Origin of the sequence: Sutcliffiella sp. NC1 (genome assembly GCF_027594365.1) — a bacterium.
Taxonomy (GTDB): Bacteria; Bacillota; Bacilli; order Bacillales; family Bacillaceae_I; genus Sutcliffiella; species Sutcliffiella cohnii.
On the sequence record NZ_CP115153.1, the window covers coordinates 2,040,935 to 2,062,375 of the forward strand.

The window sequence follows — 21,441 nt, forward strand, 5'->3', positions numbered from 1 at the left end:
GTAAAGAAACAATGAGTTGTAAAGTGTAGGTTACTTTACTGGACGAGAAATTCTTTGTCGCTAATTCATTATTTATTTTTGTTGCATATACAACAAAAATAGATTATATTTAACATATATTTTTTTGTTGTATTTACAACAAAAAATACTAAAAGGAGGTTAGTATGAAAGAAATCCTTCGTGAAATTGGTATGATAGCCAGGGCGTTAGATTCGATAAGTAATATGGAGTTTAAAGAATTTGACCTTACAAAAGGGCAATACTTGTACCTTGTGAGGATATGTGAAAACCCAGGTATCATTCAAGAAAAATTAGCTGAGATGATAAAAGTAGATCGCACAACAGCAGCTCGGGCTATAAAGAAATTGGAGCTTAATGGCTTTATTGAAAAGAAAGATGATTCCCATAACAAAAAAATAAAAAAACTTTATCCAACAGAAAAAGGGACACAAGTGTTTCCTTTTATAATAAGAGAAAATGAACATTCTAATACCGTTGCTTTAGCAGGATTCTCTGAAACAGAAATAGAAACTATTTATGAACTACTTCAAAGAGTTAGAAAAAATATAGAAAAAGATTGGGATTTTGTGAAAAAAGGGAACAAGAGAGAGTATTAAGCACAAAAGGGAGGTACTAAAAAATTGATACATATAAAACAATGTACGATAGACGATCTCAAACCTTTACAAGACATTAGTTACGTCACTTTTAACGAAACTTTTAAGGATCAAAATTCTCCTGAAAATATGAAAGCCTATTTAGAAATAGCATTTAACTTAGAACAATTAGGAAATGAGTTGTCTAATCCATTTTCGAAATTCTTTTTTGCTTATGTAAATGGTGAAGTCGCTGGATATTTAAAAGTAAATACGAATGACGCACAATCGGAAGAGATGGGAACTGATTCTCTAGAGATTGAGAGGATTTATATTATGAGCGAATTCCAAAAACATGGACTTGGTAAACTTTTGTACAATAAAGCGATTGAAATTGCGCTGGAACATAATAAAGAGAAAGTATGGCTAGGTGTTTGGGAGAAAAATGAGAACGCGATAGCTTTTTATGAAAAAATGGGGTTTGTTCAAACAGGAGCACATGCTTTTATTATGGGTGATGAGGAGCAAACAGACTTTATTATGACGAAAGTACTTTAACTTTTGGAAAGGTGGATGGTGATGTATATACCAAAATATTTTAAAATCGAAGAGGAAGAAGTCATTTATGATTTTATTGACAAGTATGGCTTTGCAACATTATTCTCCCAGCACGAAGGAGAGCCGTATGCTACTCATCTACCTCTAATGTTAAATAAAACGGAGAATGCTTTATACGGACACTTTGCACGACCGAATGAACAATGGAAGGATGCAGAAAACCAACAAGTTCTTGCCGTTTTCCAAGGTCCACATTGTTATATTTCTCCATCCTGGTATGAAACGGATAAGGCAGTCCCTACTTGGAATTACGTGTCTATCCATGTATATGGAAAAATGGAGATTGTGGATGATCCAAAAGCAGTATTTGACTCTTTAAATGATTTGGTAGAGAAATATGAAAGTGATGATAGTCCATACAGTTTGGGGGAGGTTGAGCCTAGTTATGTGGAAGGACTGTCAAAAGGAATTGTAGCGTTTAAAATAAACATTACAAAAATAGAAGCGAAAGCTAAGTTAAGTCAAAACCATCCAATCGAACGTCAAAAGTTAGTCATTCAACATTTAGAAAATAGTACGGATGAAGATAATTTACGAGTAGCTTCTCTTATGAAAAAAACTTGCAAAAATAAACAGCATTTAATGAACAAATTTTAAAAAACTATATAAATAAGGTAAAGTTATAGTATATTTTATTTTCGATAAGGGAGTTTTACCATGACAAAAAGTAATAATCAAGAATTGTCACAAGAGCAACGGGAAGAATTACTTAAAACATTGCATGATCGTTTTGAGAAAAATAGAAACCGCCATGAGGAGCTTGAATGGAGTAACGTCCTAGTGAAACTAGTAGCTAATCCTGAAAAACTTTCGTCTCTTTATGAAATGGAAAAAACGGAAGGAGAACCAGATGTAGTTGGCTATGATAGAGAAACGGATGAATACATATTTTATGATTGCTCAGCGGAAAGTCCTAAAGGTCGTAGAAGTGTTTGTTACGACCAAGAAGCACTAGAATCTAGGAAGAAACATAAACCAGAAAATAGTGCTATTAATATGGCGACTGACATGGGGATTGAACTACTAACAGAAGAACAATATCGCGAGCTGCAAAAGCTTGGAAACTTTGACCTTAAAACGTCAAGTTGGATACAAACACCAGCGGATATTAGAGAACGAGGTGGTGCCCTATTTTGCGATAGCCGCTACGGCCACGTCTTCGTCTACCACAACGGAGCAGAATCCTACTACGCCGCAAGAGGATTCCGCGGCTCATTAAGAGTCTAGTGGACAGAGGTCCCTCGTCCACACATTTTTTGGAAAATAAGAGTTAAGAATAACAAATTTTAAAGAACAAGTAAGAGGGCTTCTGACAATAGGAGCCCTTTTTATTTTTTCTTAATTAAATCAATAACATAGAAGCCTTGAACGATTATAAACGATAGTAAGACGCTAATTATTATCCCAATAGCAATTAGGTCAGTGCTGTCACTTCCACCTAATAAACTAGAAAGTGCAAAGAATAGAAAAATATTAATAAAAATTACAAGAAAAAAAATGCTTGCATATTTAGACGAACTATCATTCCTTCTATTCATTTGTTATAAAACCTTTTTCCAAAGGTAGTTCAACAGTGTTGGTACTATTATTGATTTTATAGGTTATTTCTAATGTATCAACATCTGTATTTACTGATGAATCCAAAAGTTCTACACTTAACACTAAATAAAAGTGATCATCCACCATATGTCCGTTCACTGGCATTAAAGTATCCCTATCTACAAATTGCTCCGATAAGACCCCGATAAGGTTGGATGAACTTTTTTCATCAAACACATATGGTGTAATGCTGAATTGCTGGTCATTCGAACCTATCTTCATTCCATTTCTTTTTACCTCCACATTCGTAAGAGTGGGCCGTGTATCTCCTTCCCAGTCAATTTTGTAGCCAAAATAAATAGTAGTACCTTCTTGCCAATCTTCCTTATTAAAAGTGGGAACGGAAGAAATGGTGAACTTTCCTTCTTTTTCTGCAGAGCCGAATAAACTATAGATCCCTAAAGACATAACTAAAACAACTAAAAGCACTCCAATTACCTTATACATTGTTTATCAATCTCCTAATTATTTCAATATCTATTTCATAATACCATAATCATCTGAATTTTATGACAATACTCCACTAAAAATATTTGTAAACATTTTCAAACCATTTAAAGTAAAAAAATATCTTTTTATTCCAAAAAAATATAGAAAAATATCAGTCTTCAGTGTAAAATATTTAATTATTTATCGCTTTTTGATAGATAGGGGAAACGTACAAGGTTAAATACGAATCAATAAATCGCTTTAAAACAATCTGATTATTCTAAAAATTTTATATTGAAGAGGTTGATGAAAGTTGACAGAACAATTAGCTACAAAAGAACCTACTATTTTTAATCACATTGGAAATAAAATTGTAACAGATGACCGAGTCATAAACATCATTGCTAGATTAGAAGAACCGTTAGTGGTAATTCTAGGAAATGTTCTAAGTGATGAAGAATGTGATGAGCTAATTAAATTGTCAAAGGATAGACTAGAACACTCAAAAGTTGCTAATTCTTTAAAAGTAAACGAGTTGAGAACGAGTAGTAGTACATTTTTGCCAGAAGGTGAAAATGAGATTGTTGCAAGAGTGGAAAAGCGAATCTCCCAAATAATGAATATTCCTGTAGAACATGGTGAAGGACTTCAAATATTAAACTATAAAATTGGCCAAGAGTATAAGGCCCATTTTGACTTTTTTACATCTAAAAGTGGAAAGGTTCAAAATCCTCGCATAAGTACACTTGTTATGTACTTAAATGACGTAGAAGAAGGCGGAGAAACATATTTCCCCAAACTAAAATATTCCGTTTCACCACAAAAAGGGATGGCCGTTTATTTTGAGTATTTTTATAACGATCAAACTTTAAATGAACTAACATTACATGGTGGAGCACCCGTTACTATCGGTGACAAATGGGCTGCAACGCAATGGATGCGCAGACAACGAACGTAGTGGACAGAGGGACTAGCTTCCTCGTCCGCTTTTTTTAATTGGAATATGGATTCTCTTTATTTTAGTAGACTTTCCCAGTTCCGCTACAAATGGTATAATAGATAAATCATGGAGGGGTTAGATGAAATTAAAGACACTAAGTTCCAAAATTGCTATTATTGTATCATCTGTTACAGTTGCATTATGTATAGTTTTTGCAAGTCAGGCATATTTCAGCTACCAAGAGGTTAAAAGTTTAGCTGATGGTTGTTACGATAAAGGTGGACTTCCAAGTATTCAAAAAACTGGATTCACCGTTAAACATTTTTCGTGTAATTTAGATGGGTAAATGTACATACATATAAAACTGCCAAATGGATCTATCTCTTAGTATATTGTTTACTGGGATAGGTCCTTTTTTATAGACAGAGGTCCTATTCGATCCATTTTTTGGTATGTGCACTGTTTTAGTATCTTCACTAACTCAACAAGGAATAAATCTTTATACAGATTTTGCAAAAAAACTATATAATAAATGTAAGTATAAATGCATTGAAAAATGACAATTAACAGGGGGAGATTAATTGACTAGGTGGAAACGTTACTGGATATTAATGCCGCCATTTTTTATTACAATGTTATTGGTCTTTTTCCTTTTACCAAACCCATATAAGGGGCTTTTATTTGTAGTTCCACTTCTATTTTGGATAACATTATCAATATGGAATTATATTGGCGACCGGAAAAAGACTATTGGAGGATTAACAGATGACTAAAACAGTCACTTTCTCGGTAAGTACGATGAATCTGAAAGAAACCATTGCCTTAAAAGAGTTAGGTATTGACGAGAAAAGAAGTGAAATAGAAATTAAACAAGCAGTAGACGCTTATTTCAAAGAATGGGTTTGGAATAATGTTTCCTTTTCGTATGTAATAGAAGAAGAATAACTATTCGCTTTGTACATAAATGGTTAAAATGGTATATAGAGAACATACTTATGCTAGTCCAGTATTTCGTTTGGAGGGATTATGTTGAAAGAAAAGAAGAAATTGAAGGTTTGTGATAAAGGTCATGAGTTTTATAAAAGCAGTGATTGTCCAACCTGTCCAACGTGTGAAAAAGAAAATAAGCCTACGAGTGGCTTTCTCTCGAAACTTAGTTCACCTGCAAGAAGTGCGTTAATTCACGAAGGGATTGAAACTTTAACAGCACTATCAAAGTATACGGAAAAAGAAATTTTAAAGCTACATGGCATTGGACCAGCTTCTTTACCAACATTGAGAGCATCTCTTAAAGAAGAAGGGTTATCATTTAAAGAATAGTTTTAAAGGTACTTAGTTTGATGAACTCTTCACTATGATGAAAGTAGGATTTCGTAAATATAAGGTGAGGGAGTCGATTGCAATGTTAAAAGCCGGTTACGGCCTAGACCATAATGGATTTATCGAAAGCGATGTTAGTATAGAAAAAATTGATAAATCCTATATGCCATGTATTCAAGAATCGATTGAGAGTCTTAAAAAATTGTTTCCTCAACAACTACATAGTGTTTATGTGTATGGTAGCGTAGCAAGAGGGGATGCAATACCACTAAAGTCAGATTTAGATCTAATTGCCATGTTTAACAGCCAACTTAGTGCCGAGAAGTTGGCTGCACTAAAAACTCTCGCAAGTGAACTGTCTGTAAAGTACGGTTCTCTCGTTCGAGATGTAGGTATTGCTGTTGCATATTACGATTACACCGTTGATCCTACTAATTATTATGAAAATGCCTTTATAAAGGAAATATCAGTTTGTGTGTACGGAGAGGATGTAGGGGAGCGATTTGGTCCGTATAAACTTACACCAGAGATAGCGATTAGTTTCAATGGCGATATATGTAATTATGTTACTAGGACGTTAAAAAGGTTAGAAACAGCAGCTTCTATAGAAGATTTTAAAATTATTTCACAAGGCTTCGCTCGTAAACTCATCCGAACATACTATTCCATGGTGATGGCACGCTCACAAATATGGACGACTAAACTTCACGAACAATCTGACGTTTTTACCCACTACTTCCCACATAAAGCACCTATAATCAGAAGCTTACATGAATGGATAAATCAACCTCCTACTGAACGGGATACTGTATTTGAGTTGTTTAAAATAGAGGGAGAGTGGGCTTGTGAAAACTTTGCGCGTGAAGCGAAAATTGATTCTTAAAACACATTTATTTCAGAACAATAAAGAAAGTACCCTATTAGGAGGGTTTTAACAATGTCTATCCAAACTCCTTTAAATATAACACTCGATTTTTACAAGGAAGAGTATCGGCCAAATCTAGTTGACTATCATCTATCAGGAGAACAAAGTAATTACGCTTCCGATCCATTACCGGCTTTATTGAAATGTGAGGAGGATAATACGAGGCATCCAGTTGTTATCCTTTACAACGGTGAACCAGCAGGCTTTTTCGTTTTGCACGGTTGGGAAGGAGTGAAGGAGTATAGTGACAACAAAGATGCCATTCTTTTAAGGTCATATTCGGTAAATCCAAAGTTTCAAGGGAAAGGAATTGCCAAGCAATCTTTACTTGTCTTAGATTCTTTTGTAAATAGAAACTTTCCAGAAATCAACGAAATCATATTGTCCGTTAACTATAAGAATATTGTTGCTCAACACGTATATAAAAAGGCAGGTTTTATCGATAAAGGTGGTAGAGTGATGGGAAGAAAAGGGGAGTTGTTTATTTTACATAAACCTTTATGAAACTTAAGTTAAAACTTTCATATGATTTATAAATGCTTTGGAAATCACTTGTTTAAGGAGGAGAAGAATTTTGAAAAAAATCTTAAAGTCATCGTTCATTTGGATTCTTGGTGTTTTTTCTGCTCAATATGTACTAGTTTTTTGGCTAGGTAAAGAGATAAACTGGGGAATTGTCGTTGCCATCTGTATAGGAGGAGTTATCGGAACGCTATTTAAATATAAAATACAAGTTTCAGAAGAAGGTTAGGAACGTACTTTATAAATGTTGAGGTGCCTTTATTATCAAATTAGAAATGAAATAATATAAAAGGAGGAGGGCAATAATGAAAAATAAAATTCTAATTCCCATAGTCTTGATGATTATTTTAATTACTGGATTTCTAGTTTTTCTAGCAATGAAGCCACCCCTATACATTCGTGGACACGGCACAACTGTTGATCCGATCCCAGATAAAGAGGGGAATCTATATGTAGTTGCTGGTGTTAATCCTGAGAACCATGACTTTGTAAACATAAAGCTAAAAGAAGTATTAGTAAACGATTCTTACAAGCCTGTAAAAGTTGAACTCGGACTTAGCCGTTCCAACACGATGGTTATGATTGCAGAAGCAGTGGGTGAAACGAGAGAAGGTTTTAGTTTTCATAACATAGAAGATTATCCGATAAAGACACCTCCTAAGCAAGAATACGAGGAAGGAGTTTTTGACACGATTAGAGAATACGGTATTATTGTCTATCACGATGATGAGATAAAGAATGTTCTTATTAAATATAGTTACTTAGGTATTCCTTTTAAGCAACTGGTGGTTATTAACTCTGGTGAAGATTGATAAGGGTGCGTTTATAGTAGAAGGACTAGTGGCAAACGGAAAAAGAAAGGAGATATAATGCATGAAAAATCTTACTCTATTCGGAAAAGTGAACTTTGGATTAGGAATTACATTTTTTATACTAGGAGTATTGTTGTTTGTTCAAAATTTTAATGAAATATTTGTTTTTAAAGATCAGTATTTGTCCATATCGTTGGTGTGTCTAGGAATTGCACTATTTTTCGCCTCCTATTTACAACAAAAAATTAGGAATAAACATTCATAGATTTACTTAAGGTCGCTATTAAGGGGAAATAACATGAACGAATTACATTTCATAAAAGATTACAAGAATGATAAGAAACTAAGAAAAAGTTTCAACGAGCTTACAACAATGGTTTTTGGTATCAATTTTGAAGAATGGTACACATTGGGTTTTTGGAATGAACGTTATTTACCTTTTTCTTACGTTGATGAAGGGAAAGTTGTCGCCAATGTATCCGTCAATGTACTGGATTTCGTGATTGATGGTCAGAAAAAAAGAGCACTACAGATTGGGACAGTCATGACACACCCTGATTATCGAAATAGGGGATTGTCGGCTAACTTAATGAATAAAGTTTTAAGTGAATACGAGAATAAGTACGATTTTATGTATTTATTTGCTAATCAAACTGTTTTAAATTTCTATCCTAAATTTGGTTTTAAATCAGTAAATGAGTACCAATATTCGATGAACTATTCACCGAGTAATGTGGCTACAACCGGAATTCGCAAACTCAATGGTAACAATGTAGATGATCTACATTTTATCTATCAATTTGCATCTCAAAGAGTACCTGTTTCTCAAACATTTGGAACGGAAAATACGCAGTCTATTCTCATATTTCATTGCATGTATGTGTTTCATCAGGATATTTACTATCTAGAAGGTGAAGATGCTATTGTCATTTATAAAAAGGATAAAAATCAAATTGATATTTTTGATATTATTACGAAAAACGATGTTGATATTGATGCGATTCTATCAAAAATATGTGATGAAGAGACTACTAAAATAGTTTTTCATTACACTCCGGATTATCAAGGCCTTCATATAGAAAGGGAAATTGCTAATGGAAGTGACGTATTATTTGTGAGAGAAAACGATAATAATCATTTTCCACTGCAAATGAAACATCCTGTTACTTCACAAGCTTGAGTGTAAAGAGATAGAAGTTAATCTATATCTAAATCAAAATGAGTTTAAGGCGGAGAAATACGAAAGAGGAAAAGTAGTTCTCAAGCAGAAGGAGGGAATTATGGAAAAGTAGTTGAACATATACATAGTATACAAAGGAGGATAGGAAATGGTTTTAGTCTGGAGTATTGTCGGGGTGTTCGTTGTGGCACTATTGTTATTTGGCTATATATTAGATAGGAAAAGCAATCGTTATAGGGGAATGAGCGATAAAGGCGCTAAAGGTGGACTGGAATCTATTAAGGATGAAACACAAAAGCAGAATCCACCAAATTCAAATCATACAAGTTGGTGGTAATGAGTTCGCCATCAGAGCTCTATTATTTTAGGAGTAAGGTGTACATCGTTTTCTTGAACTAACATGAAAAAGGTGCAATAGTCAATAGTGGACCGTGGTTGCGGACTATAAAAGGCCTTTAACCCCACATAGTTCATCGACCTTTCTCTCCTTTCTGTGAAATCAGTATGATGACAGTACGAGACTATTTCCTTCTCTATGTAGAAACGCTAGTTTTTTCCGTACAGCGACAGCAAAAGGGGCGATTTATCAAAAAAGAGGGAAATTCATTTTCTGTATTTAATTGTACAAAAAGGCAAATTTCTTCAATAAAAAGGATATTTAATAGTGTGGTGGTTGAGTGAATTTTAAAACCAATAAGGGTAAGTTTTATATCATAAAACTGTACCCCTGTTAATACCTGACTTTAATTAAAGGGCAGCAAGACGTTCACGATCGTTAGCCGATAGTTCAAAATCAAAAATATTTAAACTTTGTGCTTGACGATCTTTATTATGGGACTTAGGAATGACGATAACATCACGTTCAATTTGGTAACGCAATACAACTTGTGCGTATGTCTTTCCATACGGCTTACCAATTTTTTCTAGAACTTGCTTGTCATTTTCATCGATACCAGCTAATGGAGACCATGCTACAGTAGCGATATCGTTATCTTTATTATAAGCGATTAATTCTTCATTCCATTTTCCAACGTGGGATTCAATTTGGTTAACAGCCGGTTTGATTTTGCTATTTTTAAGAATTAATTCAAGATGTTCCTTTTTAAAGTTGGAAACACCAATTGATTTGAACACACCACGGTTATAGTACTCCTCTAAAATATTCCATGCTACTAAAATTTCCTCGTGATTATCCCATGGGAAATGGATTAGAAATAAATCAACATAGTCAGTTTGTAATTTTTCTAAACTTTTTTCAATTTCAGCATGCGCCCAGTCTGCACCACCGAATCCTTCATATGTATTCAGCTTAGTCGTGATAAAGAAATCTTCACGTGATAAAGAGGATTTTTTTAACCCTTTTCCGACAACTTCTTCATTTCGGTAAATTTGGGCAGTGTCAAAATGACGGTAGCCATTTTCAATTGCCCAGTCAATCTCTTGAGTGTCTCCTCTTAAGGCACCTGAGAATTGGTTTCCCTCTTTACCGTAAGTATTTGCACCACTGCCAACAATTGGAATTTTGATGTCGTTGTTTAATTTAATATTTTTCATCCTAATTCCTCCTATGCTATATTTTTTACCTACCATATCTATGAATTAATTAAATGTGGCTCTCCTTGTGCTTTATGGATTTAAAATGTTATTAACTCTCTCTTTAACTATTTGTGGCAAATATTGAGAATTAAAGTAAAAGCCGCACGTCATAGACTCCCTTATAGTGTAGAATAAGTTATACTGCATATCAAAATTTGTGCCTCTAGTTCCGCATAGAAGTAAAAGGTACAAGAGTAAAAAGAGTAGCTCTAAAGATTTTATAGTTTAAATCTTGATGCTTTTAAAAGTTATGGAAGGTTATATAAGTTTATGATTTATCTTTTATTGAGGTGAAATTATGAATAGGCAAATAGCTTTGTGTTTATTTACTTATCTTGGTTTTTTATTATGGCTTTATTTAGCTGCAAATCATTCTACTATAGAAGATTGGTGGACAGTAAAAACTATTAATGAAAGCACATCGAAAAATCAGGATATTATTCAAGTAATAACACCAGCATACTTTGCAATCTCACCAATAAAGATGTTAATAGGTTTGTCGGTTTTTATTATATTAGGTACTATGCTTTTTTTTATAATAAGAAAAGGGGAGGGAAGATGAAAAAATTTACTAACACTCACTTAGCAATATTAACATCCATTATTATTCTAATATCTGTTATTTACAGTTTGATTGCCAATGAACCATTATATAAATTTTCTTCAATTTATCAAAATGCGACTCTAATGGTGTCTATCATTACATTAGCCATTCATTATAATGCTTTGAAAGAGAATAAAGAGAAGAAGAAATTAATTTTAATAAGTCTAGTAGTACCAATTGCAGTGATTATATATATTATAATTGGTTTTATCTCTTGGTTTAATAGCGGATATTAAAAGACTGATCTAGAGATATAATTGTCTAACTCAACTAAAGGGTTGCGATAGTTTAAGCAGGGTAATTGTTTTTTTGAACTAATTACATAAATGAAGCAGAAGAGTTTATTCACATTATAAATTAAAATATGGAGGATAGTTATGTGGGTAATATTTGGAGTTATTGCAATAGTAGCAACTTTTATCAATCTTTATATGTATGCAGCGGGAAAGGATTATAAGCTCGCTATGGCGATGGCATTATCATTTACAGCATTAACAATTTGTGCAGATTACAGTTATCTAACTCGGTGGGTAAAAGCTGAAGATTGGGCTGCTTTATCGGATGTAATACCTGGTATGGCAAGGGCATTTTGGTTTTTGACAATTGTTTCTATCTTACTAAATATAGCACCTATATTTTTAGAACGAAAACGTAAGAAATAAAGACTTATTGTCACTTCATTTATATAATATGCAATTATTGTTTAAGTCTTATTTATAACTAACGAGTGCGTTGATCCAATAAGGGATTTCAAAAAAAGGGAAAACACCTTTATTGTTGAATATACATAACCATTGAGGACTATCAAAAAATGGAGGTGTCCGAGTGGGTGGTTTAGGTATAATTATTGTGCTTCCGATTATCTCGGTTTTGTTTGGACTATACTTTATCACATTAGGGCTATGGGAATTAAGAGAAGGTCTAAATAGAAAACAATACATAATGTATATGTTTACTGGCTTGTTTTTCCTGGTGCTCTTAACCCCGATGATTTGGCTATTTGGAAGTACCTTTTTAGTGCAAATGAATTAGGTATGAAAAGGTACACTAAAGCTTGGGATAACCCTAGCTTTTTTTGTGTGCTAATGTATTGTTAATTCATCCTACGAAAATGAATGTTATTTGGACTGTAAATTTATATTTTCTACACGTACTCGAAACTACTTATACATAACTGAGTAGCTTTTTTTATTGAAAAAAATGAAACCAATACATAACTCAATCGTCTTAGCATTAAGTGAGAAATGAGGTGGTGTAAATTTGAGTAGAGGTGCCGGAATGGAAAAGGAATATCTAGAAGATAAAAATGCATGGTTTGAAAGAATTATGGATGAATATGGTGACAGATTAACAAAGCTTTCCTATAACTATACAAAGGATTGGAGTCTAGCCGAAGATATTGTTCAGGATGTATTCATTACTTGCTATAAAAAATATGAAAACATTGATGAAATTGTATCTTTTAAATCTTGGATATTTAGGATAACCATCAACAAATGTAAAGATATATTGAAGAGTTCATTGTTTAAAAGAATTGTTATGAACTCTACCTTTCTTACACAAATAAAATCATTAGAATTAACACCGGAATCGTTCATATTGAAGAGAAGCGAAGAGGCATTCTTATCTACTTGTGTTTTAGCACTACCTATTAAATATCGTGAGGTTATAACGCTCTATTACTATGAGGAATTTTCAATAGAAGAAATTAGTGAAATTTTGCAGATTAATAGAAACACGATAAAAACTAGATTGAATAGGGGAAGGGAAAAATTAAAAATAATGATGGAAAGGTGGAGGGAAAATGGAGAATGAGCTTAAAAACTTAAGGAAAGCAATGAATTCTTCTACTCACAAAGGTGTTCATTTTACAGAACTTCAGAAAAAAAAGATAAGAGCTTCACTTCATCAACGAGAAGTAACAAAGAAACCAAATTTCTCCATTTATCTTATCACTACTCTGGCTGTATCCTTGTTTATCTTATTGTTTTATACAGATTTCTTACCTAACTTCTATTCTTCAGATGGTATAAATCGAGGGTCTCTGCAGCCTGTAGAAAGCGAATGGAAGGTTCGACATGAATACACAAAAAATAATCAGATGTTGTTCGAAGTTTTCCCAGACCCTACTTTGTCCGCAGGTAAAACATATGGTTATATCTTTAGTTTTAAGGAATCATTTGATATCTATAAAGGTAAAGATATAGAAATATATGCAATTCATAGTGATACAGGTGAGCGGATTAATGTATTACCTTCCAAAACAATTACGGAACCATCAGGTGGATATTCAAGTTTACAAAGGTTTACAGCATTTTTTGAAGTTCCAGATAGTGGACTTTGGAAATATGAAGTCTATTTTAATAATAAACTTTATGGTGATGTCGTATTATCAGTTGGAGACAAAGTTATCCAAAATAAAGATATTCCTAGCTTTGTAAAAGCAAGTGACATTGAAATAATTGACTGGAACAGAAAGGCTGTTAATATAGGTAACAATATTGTAGGGAATAAGAATAAATCAGGTGTTATTGGTGCTGATATGCCAAGCATAAATATTAACCAAAAGTGGATGTGGCATCTTTGGGAAATTGAAAATCCTACGGAAACCAAACTTACCGCTATAGGTTTTCATAGAGAAACGGAAACGTGGCATCAAATCATCACAACAGGTTGGACGATCGGCCTAGGGGGAGCAAATAATGGTGCAGATGCACACGCACCTTCAAGCGTGAACATTCCAATGCCAGGAGAATGGTCGATATTACTTTATGTTGATGGCGAATTATTTGATGTATTAGTTTATAACATCAATGAATAATAAAATAAATCAAATTAGAGAATTAGCACATTATACCAAAATTTAGCACAAAGAGCGTTGATCCAAGCAGGATTGACGCTTTTTATGTTGAAGTTATTTATTAAATGAGATTAGGTATTCGAGGAGTACTAATGGCAACGAATCGGGGGAGCAGGATGCTAAAACGAAAGTTTGGGGACCTTTCTAACTGGAAACGAGTGATAAAAAGAAAATATTCACAAACTTATCTTGAAACTAAAGAATTTAAGGGATATATAACCTTATTAAACACTATAAAAGTGACAGAGCCATTATCGGTTCAGTATGGTGAAAAACTTGTTTGTATTGTAGACGATGGTTATATGTGGTTGCAGCAGTTTCCATTTAATAAAAACCATTCCGTAACAACGATGTTTGATGCCGATGGGAATATCGTGCAATGGTATATAGATATATGTCTTAGGAACGGAATGAAAAACGGTATTCCTTGGATGGACGATTTATTCCTAGATATCGTTGTACTGCCATCAGGTGAATTAATTGTAAAAGATGCTGATGAACTTGAGGATGCATTATCAAAAGGTATTATTGATAAAGCCCTCTATGATCTAGCGTGGAAGGAAGTTCATAACCTTAAGAGTTTAATAGGTACAGGAAGCTTTAAGTTAATTAATCTTTCAAAAGATCACAGGGAAAAATTACTTCCTAAATTGAAGTGATTATTCTACATAAATTAGATTTCCATTTCGGGTTTTACTTGTTGTTAAGGAGGGAGAAACCTTGAAAAGCAAGTTAGCAATAATACTAAGTCTCTTATTCATATTAATTGGTTGTTCATCTGAGGAAGAAAAAGTTATTAAAAAGTTATTAATAGATTTAAATCTGAAGAAGCAGGCAAATACAGTATTGTGGTGTTTGATGTTAACCTTCCTTCTGCAGATTATCAGAAAAGAATTAATATTGATTTGGTTGACGCGAACGAACTATGGGAAAAAATGCATCTCTTATCTTTTATTAGTTTGAATGAAAATACTTCACAAGATTACGATTATAAAGAGGTTTTTTCATTAAGTGATTTGCCGGAAATTGTAGTCTTTGATCATAAGGGGATAGTTCTTCAAACAAATAAATTTGAGGAATTGGAAGAATTCTTTCTGAAAATGAAATAAAAAATGTTATTTGATTGATTGAGAAGGATGAACATTAATAAACAATTAGGTGGGATGACAATGACCGAAGACTTTTACTGTGACGAGGTTCTAAGTGGTAAAACAAAAGTAAATAAAGTGTTCGAAACAGAAAATGTATTAGCTTATTATCATACAAAACCTTTTTGGCCAGTTCATATTGTTGCCATTCCGAAGAAACACATCTCTTCATTTATTACGTTGGAAGAAAGTGATAATGAATTGTTGATGGAATTAATGGGGGTAATCCAAAAGGTGGCAAAAATGGTTACCGAAAAACACGGGGCATGCAGAATAATAACTAATTTAGGTGAATATCAAGACTCTAAGCATCTCCATTGGCATATTGTTTCTGGAGAACAAATGAGATAAACAGCGCCGTTCTCTGAAATTATTAAGCGGTTAAAAGGAGGAATAATAGCATGAAAGCAATAGTTCAACACGAATTCGGCGATGCTGACGTACTATTGTACACGGATGTCGAAATACCAAAGTTAGGTGAAAATGAAGTTTTAATAAAAGCGGAATATACGAGCGTCAACTATGCGGACATTAAAAAACGCCGAGGGAATAAGGGTAAAGGTAATTTCCCATTTACATTAGGGCTAGATGTTGCGGGAGTTGTGGAGGAGGCTTCGAGTGATTCAAAGTACAGAAAAGGAGATCGAGTTATTGCGTTTCCGAAAGCTGGTTCTTATGCGGAATATGTTATTGCTAATGAACAACTAGTTTTTAAGATTCCTGATACGCTATCTTTTGAGAAAGCTGCCACGATGCCGACTGTGTCCATTTTATCTTATATGCTATCACATGAAATTGGCCAAGTGAGTGAAAATGATGTGATTGTTATTCATAGTGCTGCTGGTGGGGTAGGTTCAACTCTAGTACAATTAGCAAGTTTAGCAGGCGTGAAACATATCATTGGCACAGTAGGAGATTTAGAGAAGGAAAATTATGTGAAACAATTAGGTGCGCATTCAGTATTTACTTATGAAACTTTTGCTAGTGAAGTGCTGCAACTTACCAACGAAAAAGGGGCTAATGTTATTTTTGATTCCGTAGCAGGAGAAGTTACTAGTAAAAGTTTAGAATGTTTAAGTTTATATGGAACTCTCGTACAATTTGGTAACAGCAGTGGTAAAGCAGGTTCGTTTAAAACAAGTGATGTTCATAGTAGCTGTAGAAATGTAAAAGGCTTTAGCTTAGGAACAACGAGAAAACATGCACCTGAACGATTAGCACCTGTAGCAGAAAAAGTAATTCAGTTGTTTGCAGAAAATAAAATCAACCTAAAAATTGCAGAAGTTTTTCCATTGTGTAAAGCAGCCGACGCTCATAAACTAGTAGAAAGTCGTCAATATGAGGGGAAGGTTCTATTAAAAAGTTAAGTTTATTATAGCTTTGTTATTAGTAAAAAATAAAAGGAGATGGTATACGTGTGTGGGATTTGTAAGTAGACATTTAGAACGGGATGAAGCTTTGCCAAAACATCGAGAAATACTGTTGGATCATGCAGTAAAAGATTTGAGTTCAGACTCTAACGTTTTAGCTATTTATTTAGCGGGTTCGTTAGCTAAAGGGAATGCTGATAATTATTCGGATATTGATATACATACAATTGTGACTCCCGAAACGAAAGCGGATTTTATTAAAAATAAAAGAAATAGAGCTAGCAAATGGGGAGAGGTATTATTTTTTGAAGATTTTAATCCTCTGTCACCAGTGGTAGTAACCCATTATGATTGTTTCGTCAAAGTAGATAGTTGGTATCATTCCCCCGAAGAAGTTACAGCTTCTATATGGTTAAAGGGATATAAGGTTTTATACGATCCAAACAATCTTATAAGCAACGCAATATTAAAATCGTCCGCACTACAATATAAACCTTCTACCGAAGAAGTGGAGGTTTGGAGAGGGAAAGTCCTTGCATATATACACGAAGCTTACCGTGCAGTTATGAGAGGGGAAGTATATTATGCGCTCTCTAATTTAGATATGATTCGTTGGTTAATCGCTGCTGGGTGGTATATGGAGATGGATGAGCATTTAGATAGTGCTTATGGTGTTTGGTCCAAAATAGAGGGGGAACGAAGTAAATTAAAGCCTTGGCAATTATCTTTGTTGGAAAGTTGGGATTGTAATCGGAACACTAATCAAATAATGAAAACAATCGCAAGTATGGTTCCGGAAATAATTAGGTTGAATATACAGTTATGTAAGCAAGTAAATATGGAAGCTAATGATGCTCATTTCAAAAAAATAATAGAAATGGGTTACTAATATAATGGGGAGCAAAGAGACACCAAATTTTATCTTACCAATTTGGTGTTTCTTTTTGATTGTAATATCGTATTTAACACAAGTTCGACAAAAGCTTCAATTGCGGTAGATAAAACGGTGTACCGAAACTTTTTTAGGCTTAGGATCGTATATAACAGAAATATGAAAAGTGTGGCAGGTGACTATCATGAGTAAGAATCAACCCCAGCGAAAGAAGCAAACGGTTTCGGACAAGAGAAGATGGAGAGTTATTTTGGTTTTCGTGTTTGCCTTTGCAACCTGTATAGCCATCGGTGGTGCTTTCCTTATTTTCCGAGATTTAGTTTATCCCAACATGTATTATGTTCTTTTATTTGATTTGTTAGGTATGATAGGTTTGTACGTCGGGGCTATCATTTTATCTGCTTTTTTCCTGTATTTGTTTTTTATCATTGTATTCATAAACCCGCAAAGGATTAAGAGGAGTAAAGTTTTAAAATTTGCAGCAGCTGGAATGGTTGTATTTATTTTTACCGTATGGTTTGTCGGCTTTAGTAGTCAAGAAATCAGTAGAGATAGTCAGGCGTTTCAGGATTACAAAGAAGGGAATTGGACGGTAAAGGAGTTGCTAGTAAAGGATATATATGGACCAAATAAACGTTCAAATATAACACTACTTGAAACCGATGAAGGGGATATGGTTCTGTACTGGAGACCTTTTCGTATCTACCGGGACCAAATATATCGGTTTACCTACCTAGAGAAGACGAAGGTTGTTCTTGAGGTGGAGCAGGTTGGAGAATAGGTAAGGGGGAGTTATTGATTGAACTTAGGAAACCCAATTGCAGAAGGAAATACCGCAAAAATATTTTTGTCTAACAACAAAATAGTTAAAGTGTTTAACGATTTTTTGCCAGAAACAGAAGCTCTTTATGAAGCTGAGAAACAAAAGTATGCCTATTCATGCGGACTTCCAGTGCCAAAAATACATGAAGTTACGAAAATAAACGACAAACAAGCGATTGTAATGGAGTATGTTAAAGGAGAAACGTTAGGCGAATTATTTCTCCATAACCAAGAACGAGCAGAACATTACTTGAATCTCTCTGTTGATGTACAAATGGAAATACATGATGTAATCGGGGATGGAATAGAGCCGATGGTTGACAAGTTGTATCGTCAAATTAACGGAGTGGAAGAACTAAGTACGAAGCAAAAATGTTATCTACTAAAAAAATTAGATTCATTCACAAACGAAAACAGGCTTTGTCACGGTGACTTTCATTTGTTTAATTTACTAAAGACGGATCGTCATATTGCTATTATAGATTGGGTCGATTCTAGTATGGGAGATATTCGTGCTGATATATATCGTACCTATCTATTATACTCTCAATTTTCCTCAGATTTAGCTGATTTGTACTTGGAGCTATATTGTAAAAAGAGTGGACTTTTAAAGTCTGAAGTTTTTCAGTGGGCTCCAATCATTGCGGCTGCAAGACTATCTGAAAATGTTTCATCGGAGAATTCAGAGCGGCTTATGGAGATTGTTAATAAATATTGCTCTTACTAGAGTCTAATAGGTGAAGATTACTTACCATGAAGTACATTAAGATTACTATTGTCGGTATCAAACAGATAAATAGGATTATTTTCAGTAAGCACACATAGGGTAGTGTCAAAAGTTCTATGAAAAACTAGCACGGTTCATACTACCTACCATTTATTAGGTGGAATTGCTCGCTATCGCTCTTGACAAACACACCAATGGTTTATTCGGAGGTCAATCAAGGGCGAAGGGAACAAAAGAAGGCATGCTAAATAAACCCTTGACTCTTTCCATTTTAAACCATTGGTAAGTTCGGTTTGTCAAGAGTTCGCTTCGCCGATAGCTGAATAGGGCTCAGCTAAACAAAAGTTAGGCTGACTGTTGTTGAATCCAGTCCTGGGCTAATCCAATAAGGGCTGTCCATCTCGCTGGCATGGTTGGTAGCTTTTCTAATTCTGGAATTGTTACTGGCACTTTACCTTCAAGTGAAGAATGTGGGCGCAAGAAGTTAAAGTAAGCCACAAACAATGTCACAAAAGAAACAGAACCTTGTTCAGAACCAAAGCCGTGTGTCGATCGATAATTTCCTTTAAACGTGCGATTTAGTCTCTCGATGATTTGCTTGAGAGGTCGATACTCTCTGGAGACATCATCTTCATTTGTTAGCCCGATGACCTGTTTTACGTCAAACGATATGTGGTTTTCTGCGAAGAAATGCTGTGCCAACAAGTAAATAGGGTTACCATCTACTACAAATTGTAGGTTTTCGGGTATTTCTTTCAGCTTCACTAGTACTTCATCAATCGCTCGTATTGCTGTTGCGGTGTCGCGATTTGGTGACACTGGATACGAAAGAATGACTTTCTTGACCGCATCAAAAAAGAAAAACAGATAATGCCAACGACCGTTGACCCGGATGTACGTTTCATCCCCACAGAATTGATCCGACAGCTCATACGGAAAGTAGTCAATATAAGGCTTGAGCCATAATGCGACGCTGTTTTCGTAGTTTAGGATACTTTGATGGGAGACAGACACGCCGTGAATATCCTTCATGATCGCTGCCGTTTTACGGGCCGATAATCCGTAATTGACATGGTACGTCAAGATGAGCCCAAGTGTATGCGGTGAAACATACAATCTTGATAAATCGACTTTTGGCTGCTTTGGTGATTGTTTGGATAACGGTTGATAGTCGATGTGGAACTTCCGGTAAATGTAGCGAACTTTCAGCGATTGTGGATCTTCTTTAAACTGTTTTTTCTCTTTTTTAGTCATGGCATTCAAGTTCTTTTGATAATAAGAACAACGATCATTTTTACACTTAAACACGTGAAAATCTTTTCGTTCTTTAATTTTTTCTAGCGTTTTAAGACAGTGAGGACACTTAAGGATGGCCTCTTTCTGATAACGACTCTTTTTATTGAAAACACACGCACACACCTTACATTGATATTGTCCTTTTCCTCCGTTGTTTGCGTACAGATACGCAGAAGGAGCACCACACTTCGGACAACATAATGTAGACGGTACAGGTGTAGAATTCGATCGACGCTGTACTGGTTTTAACGGTTTCCCTTTGGAATGAAGGTGTTCCGCTAATAAAAGTTGATAATTGAGCATTTTAGGTTTTTCAATGATAGGTAAATCATCAATTTGAAGCTTTCGATAAGGCTGATTAACAGGAGCTTCTTTTGGTTTATCGAACATGCTTTTTCCAATCAATAGAGTGAGCAAAGTTCGAATAATTTGTTCTTGATAGTTTATAAAAGTTAATAAATAGGTTATAATTTGAGGGTACAAATTGTCACTTCCTTTTCTGGAATTGGGTGTGTGGTAACCTCAATTATCTACAGAAATCAGGGGGTGGCAATTTTTTTGCTTATAAAGCCCTCTAATATAGGATTTAATAACCTATTTCTATATAAAGTTTTGACAATACGACACATAGAGTGGGGGGCTAATTATTAGATACATAAATGCTTTTATAATTATTGTATTGATCTTAACTGGTTGTAGTAGAGGTTATGACTCACTAGAAGAAGCAGTCCAGAGCCATTGGGAAACACCAATAGAAGTAATCAATCAAGACGAAGAGAAGCAATTAGTATATTATTTAGACCAAACTCAACATGTTTTAGGTGCGTACGATTACGAGAACGGAAAATATCGTTATGATAATAAGCAAAGTGTTGGGATTACGTTTGATTCCGAAATTGGTCTACCTTTTTTAGTTTCCGTAAATTATTTTGAAGGGGTAGGAAACATTATTCATGGTGCGATAAGTACGGATGAACATGAGATTGAGAAGTTTGTTATTCAATATATTAATGGAGATTCTCAAGAGGTTAAGGCGAAAAATAATACTTTTATTGCTGAATTTCCAGCGCATTTACCAGTAGAGGAAGAAGGTTTTTACTCCCAAATTGTTCAAGCAACAGGTTACGATAAAAGTGGAGAGGTCGTTGAAACTTGGAAATGACTGCTGAGAAAAAGACAATTCGG

At 34.4% G+C, this 21,441-nt stretch carries 33 protein-coding genes; 29 read left to right on the forward strand and 4 right to left on the reverse strand.

Going from position 1 to position 21,441, the window contains the following annotated elements; genetic code table 11:
* The first annotated feature begins 164 nt into the window (after nt 1-164).
* From O1A01_RS10520 to O1A01_RS10535, 4 genes are read left to right on the forward strand one after another with little or no spacing between them, the layout of a single operon-like run.
* Complete coding sequence (locus tag O1A01_RS10520; RefSeq protein ID WP_066411521.1) at nt 165-617, forward strand: MarR family winged helix-turn-helix transcriptional regulator; 453 nt, start codon at nt 165-167, stop codon at nt 615-617.
* A gap of 24 nt (nt 618-641) precedes the next feature.
* Nucleotides 642-1,154, forward strand: a complete 513-nt coding sequence (locus O1A01_RS10525) for a spermidine/spermine N(1)-acetyltransferase (RefSeq protein WP_066411518.1) — start codon at nt 642-644, stop codon at nt 1,152-1,154.
* Between the two features lie 21 nt (nt 1,155-1,175).
* The gene (locus tag O1A01_RS10530) at nt 1,176-1,811 is read left to right on the forward strand and encodes an FMN-binding negative transcriptional regulator (RefSeq protein ID WP_270066208.1); all 636 of its coding nucleotides are present in this window, start codon (nt 1,176-1,178) and stop codon (nt 1,809-1,811) included.
* A 60-nt stretch (nt 1,812-1,871) separates the two neighbouring features.
* A complete protein-coding gene (locus O1A01_RS10535; RefSeq protein ID WP_066411512.1) occupies nt 1,872-2,441 on the forward strand; it encodes a DUF4256 domain-containing protein in 570 nt (189 codons plus the stop codon).
* Between the two features lie 101 nt (nt 2,442-2,542).
* Here the strand turns inward: O1A01_RS10535 and O1A01_RS10540 are convergent, their stop codons facing one another.
* Nucleotides 2,543-2,752, reverse strand: coding sequence for a hypothetical protein (locus O1A01_RS10540; RefSeq protein ID WP_270066209.1), 210 nt, complete (start codon nt 2,750-2,752; stop codon nt 2,543-2,545).
* Nucleotides 2,745-3,260, reverse strand: a complete 516-nt coding sequence (locus O1A01_RS10545; protein ID WP_270066210.1) for a hypothetical protein — start codon at nt 3,258-3,260, stop codon at nt 2,745-2,747. The genes O1A01_RS10540 and O1A01_RS10545 overlap by 8 nt, the downstream gene beginning before the upstream one ends.
* 295 nt (nt 3,261-3,555) lie before the next feature.
* Between O1A01_RS10545 and O1A01_RS10550 the strand changes: the two genes are divergently transcribed.
* The 12 genes from O1A01_RS10550 (at nt 3,556) to O1A01_RS10605 (ending at nt 9,278) form a co-directional block, all read left to right on the forward strand.
* Nucleotides 3,556-4,200, forward strand: a complete 645-nt coding sequence (locus O1A01_RS10550; protein ID WP_270066211.1) for a 2OG-Fe(II) oxygenase — start codon at nt 3,556-3,558, stop codon at nt 4,198-4,200.
* A gap of 121 nt (nt 4,201-4,321) precedes the next feature.
* Nucleotides 4,322-4,528: a hypothetical protein gene (locus O1A01_RS10555; protein WP_066411506.1), complete on the forward strand. Its 207-nt coding sequence runs from the start codon at nt 4,322-4,324 to the stop codon at nt 4,526-4,528.
* Nucleotides 4,529-4,763: 235 nt separating this feature from the next.
* Nucleotides 4,764-4,955, forward strand: a complete 192-nt coding sequence (locus O1A01_RS10560) for a hypothetical protein (protein ID WP_270066212.1) — start codon at nt 4,764-4,766, stop codon at nt 4,953-4,955.
* Entirely contained in the window at nt 4,948-5,127 is a 180-nt protein-coding gene (locus O1A01_RS10565; protein ID WP_270066213.1) for a hypothetical protein, read from the forward strand. The genes O1A01_RS10560 and O1A01_RS10565 overlap by 8 nt, the downstream gene beginning before the upstream one ends.
* Nucleotides 5,128-5,208: 81 nt before the next feature.
* The gene (locus O1A01_RS10570; RefSeq protein ID WP_066411493.1) at nt 5,209-5,502 is read left to right on the forward strand and encodes an RNA polymerase alpha subunit C-terminal domain-containing protein; all 294 of its coding nucleotides are present in this window, start codon (nt 5,209-5,211) and stop codon (nt 5,500-5,502) included.
* Nucleotides 5,503-5,584: 82 nt separating this feature from the next.
* Nucleotides 5,585-6,385 (forward strand): nucleotidyltransferase domain-containing protein, encoded by an 801-nt coding sequence (locus O1A01_RS10575; protein WP_270066214.1) that lies wholly within the window; start codon nt 5,585-5,587, stop codon nt 6,383-6,385.
* Nucleotides 6,386-6,439: 54 nt separating this feature from the next.
* Nucleotides 6,440-6,931, forward strand: a complete 492-nt coding sequence (locus tag O1A01_RS10580; RefSeq protein WP_270066215.1) for a GNAT family N-acetyltransferase — start codon at nt 6,440-6,442, stop codon at nt 6,929-6,931.
* Between the two features lie 70 nt (nt 6,932-7,001).
* Nucleotides 7,002-7,178 carry a hypothetical protein gene (locus O1A01_RS10585; RefSeq protein ID WP_270066216.1) on the forward strand — a complete coding sequence of 59 codons (177 nt, stop codon included), beginning with the start codon at nt 7,002-7,004 and terminating at the stop codon, nt 7,176-7,178.
* Between the two features lie 76 nt (nt 7,179-7,254).
* The gene (locus O1A01_RS10590) at nt 7,255-7,761 is read left to right on the forward strand and encodes a hypothetical protein (RefSeq protein WP_270066217.1); all 507 of its coding nucleotides are present in this window, start codon (nt 7,255-7,257) and stop codon (nt 7,759-7,761) included.
* Nucleotides 7,762-7,822: 61 nt separating this feature from the next.
* Nucleotides 7,823-8,026 (forward strand): hypothetical protein, encoded by a 204-nt coding sequence (locus O1A01_RS10595; protein WP_270066218.1) that lies wholly within the window; start codon nt 7,823-7,825, stop codon nt 8,024-8,026.
* Between the two features lie 33 nt (nt 8,027-8,059).
* Nucleotides 8,060-8,941, forward strand: coding sequence for a GNAT family N-acetyltransferase (locus O1A01_RS10600; protein WP_270066219.1), 882 nt, complete (start codon nt 8,060-8,062; stop codon nt 8,939-8,941).
* Between the two features lie 148 nt (nt 8,942-9,089).
* On the forward strand, nt 9,090-9,278 hold the full coding sequence (locus O1A01_RS10605; RefSeq protein WP_270066220.1) for a hypothetical protein: 189 nt from the start codon (nt 9,090-9,092) through the stop codon (nt 9,276-9,278).
* Nucleotides 9,279-9,688: 410 nt separating this feature from the next.
* On the opposite strand, the gene O1A01_RS10610 is transcribed toward O1A01_RS10605, so the two are convergent.
* Complete coding sequence (locus tag O1A01_RS10610; protein ID WP_270066221.1) at nt 9,689-10,495, reverse strand: aldo/keto reductase family protein; 807 nt, start codon at nt 10,493-10,495, stop codon at nt 9,689-9,691.
* 340 nt (nt 10,496-10,835) lie between these two features.
* Here O1A01_RS10610 and O1A01_RS10615 point away from each other — a divergent pair, with 340 nt between their 5' ends.
* The 12 genes from O1A01_RS10615 (at nt 10,836) to O1A01_RS10670 (ending at nt 18,960) form a co-directional block, all read left to right on the forward strand.
* Complete coding sequence (locus O1A01_RS10615) at nt 10,836-11,099, forward strand: hypothetical protein (RefSeq protein ID WP_270066222.1); 264 nt, start codon at nt 10,836-10,838, stop codon at nt 11,097-11,099.
* Nucleotides 11,096-11,377 carry a hypothetical protein gene (locus O1A01_RS10620; protein WP_270066223.1) on the forward strand — a complete coding sequence of 94 codons (282 nt, stop codon included), beginning with the start codon at nt 11,096-11,098 and terminating at the stop codon, nt 11,375-11,377. Before O1A01_RS10615 ends, O1A01_RS10620 begins: the two co-directional genes overlap by 4 nt.
* A 141-nt stretch (nt 11,378-11,518) precedes the next feature.
* The gene (locus tag O1A01_RS10625) at nt 11,519-11,803 is read left to right on the forward strand and encodes a hypothetical protein (RefSeq protein WP_066411479.1); all 285 of its coding nucleotides are present in this window, start codon (nt 11,519-11,521) and stop codon (nt 11,801-11,803) included.
* Nucleotides 11,804-12,401: 598 nt separating this feature from the next.
* Nucleotides 12,402-12,956 (forward strand): sigma-70 family RNA polymerase sigma factor, encoded by a 555-nt coding sequence (locus O1A01_RS10630; protein ID WP_270066224.1) that lies wholly within the window; start codon nt 12,402-12,404, stop codon nt 12,954-12,956.
* Nucleotides 12,946-13,962 carry a DUF4871 domain-containing protein gene (locus O1A01_RS10635; protein WP_270066225.1) on the forward strand — a complete coding sequence of 339 codons (1,017 nt, stop codon included), beginning with the start codon at nt 12,946-12,948 and terminating at the stop codon, nt 13,960-13,962. Before O1A01_RS10630 ends, O1A01_RS10635 begins: the two co-directional genes overlap by 11 nt.
* 155 nt (nt 13,963-14,117) lie before the next feature.
* Entirely contained in the window at nt 14,118-14,660 is a 543-nt protein-coding gene (locus tag O1A01_RS10640; RefSeq protein ID WP_270066226.1) for a ribonuclease FAU-1 family protein, read from the forward strand.
* A gap of 189 nt (nt 14,661-14,849) precedes the next feature.
* Entirely contained in the window at nt 14,850-15,110 is a 261-nt protein-coding gene (locus tag O1A01_RS10645; protein WP_270066227.1) for a hypothetical protein, read from the forward strand.
* A gap of 60 nt (nt 15,111-15,170) precedes the next feature.
* Nucleotides 15,171-15,500: an HIT domain-containing protein gene (locus O1A01_RS10650; RefSeq protein ID WP_270066401.1), complete on the forward strand. Its 330-nt coding sequence runs from the start codon at nt 15,171-15,173 to the stop codon at nt 15,498-15,500.
* A 50-nt stretch (nt 15,501-15,550) separates the two neighbouring features.
* On the forward strand, nt 15,551-16,516 hold the full coding sequence (locus O1A01_RS10655) for a quinone oxidoreductase family protein (RefSeq protein ID WP_270066228.1): 966 nt from the start codon (nt 15,551-15,553) through the stop codon (nt 16,514-16,516).
* Nucleotides 16,517-16,568: 52 nt separating this feature from the next.
* The gene (locus O1A01_RS10660; RefSeq protein ID WP_270066229.1) at nt 16,569-17,408 is read left to right on the forward strand and encodes a nucleotidyltransferase domain-containing protein; all 840 of its coding nucleotides are present in this window, start codon (nt 16,569-16,571) and stop codon (nt 17,406-17,408) included.
* 187 nt (nt 17,409-17,595) lie between these two features.
* Nucleotides 17,596-18,192, forward strand: a complete 597-nt coding sequence (locus tag O1A01_RS10665) for a voltage-gated chloride channel family protein (RefSeq protein WP_270066230.1) — start codon at nt 17,596-17,598, stop codon at nt 18,190-18,192.
* Between the two features lie 18 nt (nt 18,193-18,210).
* On the forward strand, nt 18,211-18,960 hold the full coding sequence (locus tag O1A01_RS10670) for an aminoglycoside phosphotransferase family protein (RefSeq protein WP_066411443.1): 750 nt from the start codon (nt 18,211-18,213) through the stop codon (nt 18,958-18,960).
* A 345-nt stretch (nt 18,961-19,305) separates the two neighbouring features.
* On the opposite strand, the gene O1A01_RS10675 is transcribed toward O1A01_RS10670, so the two are convergent.
* Nucleotides 19,306-20,739, reverse strand: coding sequence for a DDE-type integrase/transposase/recombinase (locus O1A01_RS10675; protein ID WP_270064909.1), 1,434 nt, complete (start codon nt 20,737-20,739; stop codon nt 19,306-19,308).
* A 196-nt stretch (nt 20,740-20,935) separates the two neighbouring features.
* On the opposite strand from O1A01_RS10675, the gene O1A01_RS10680 reads away from it, so the two are divergent.
* A complete protein-coding gene (locus O1A01_RS10680) occupies nt 20,936-21,418 on the forward strand; it encodes a hypothetical protein (RefSeq protein ID WP_270066231.1) in 483 nt (160 codons plus the stop codon).
* The last annotated feature ends 23 nt before the right edge of the window (nt 21,419-21,441 follow it).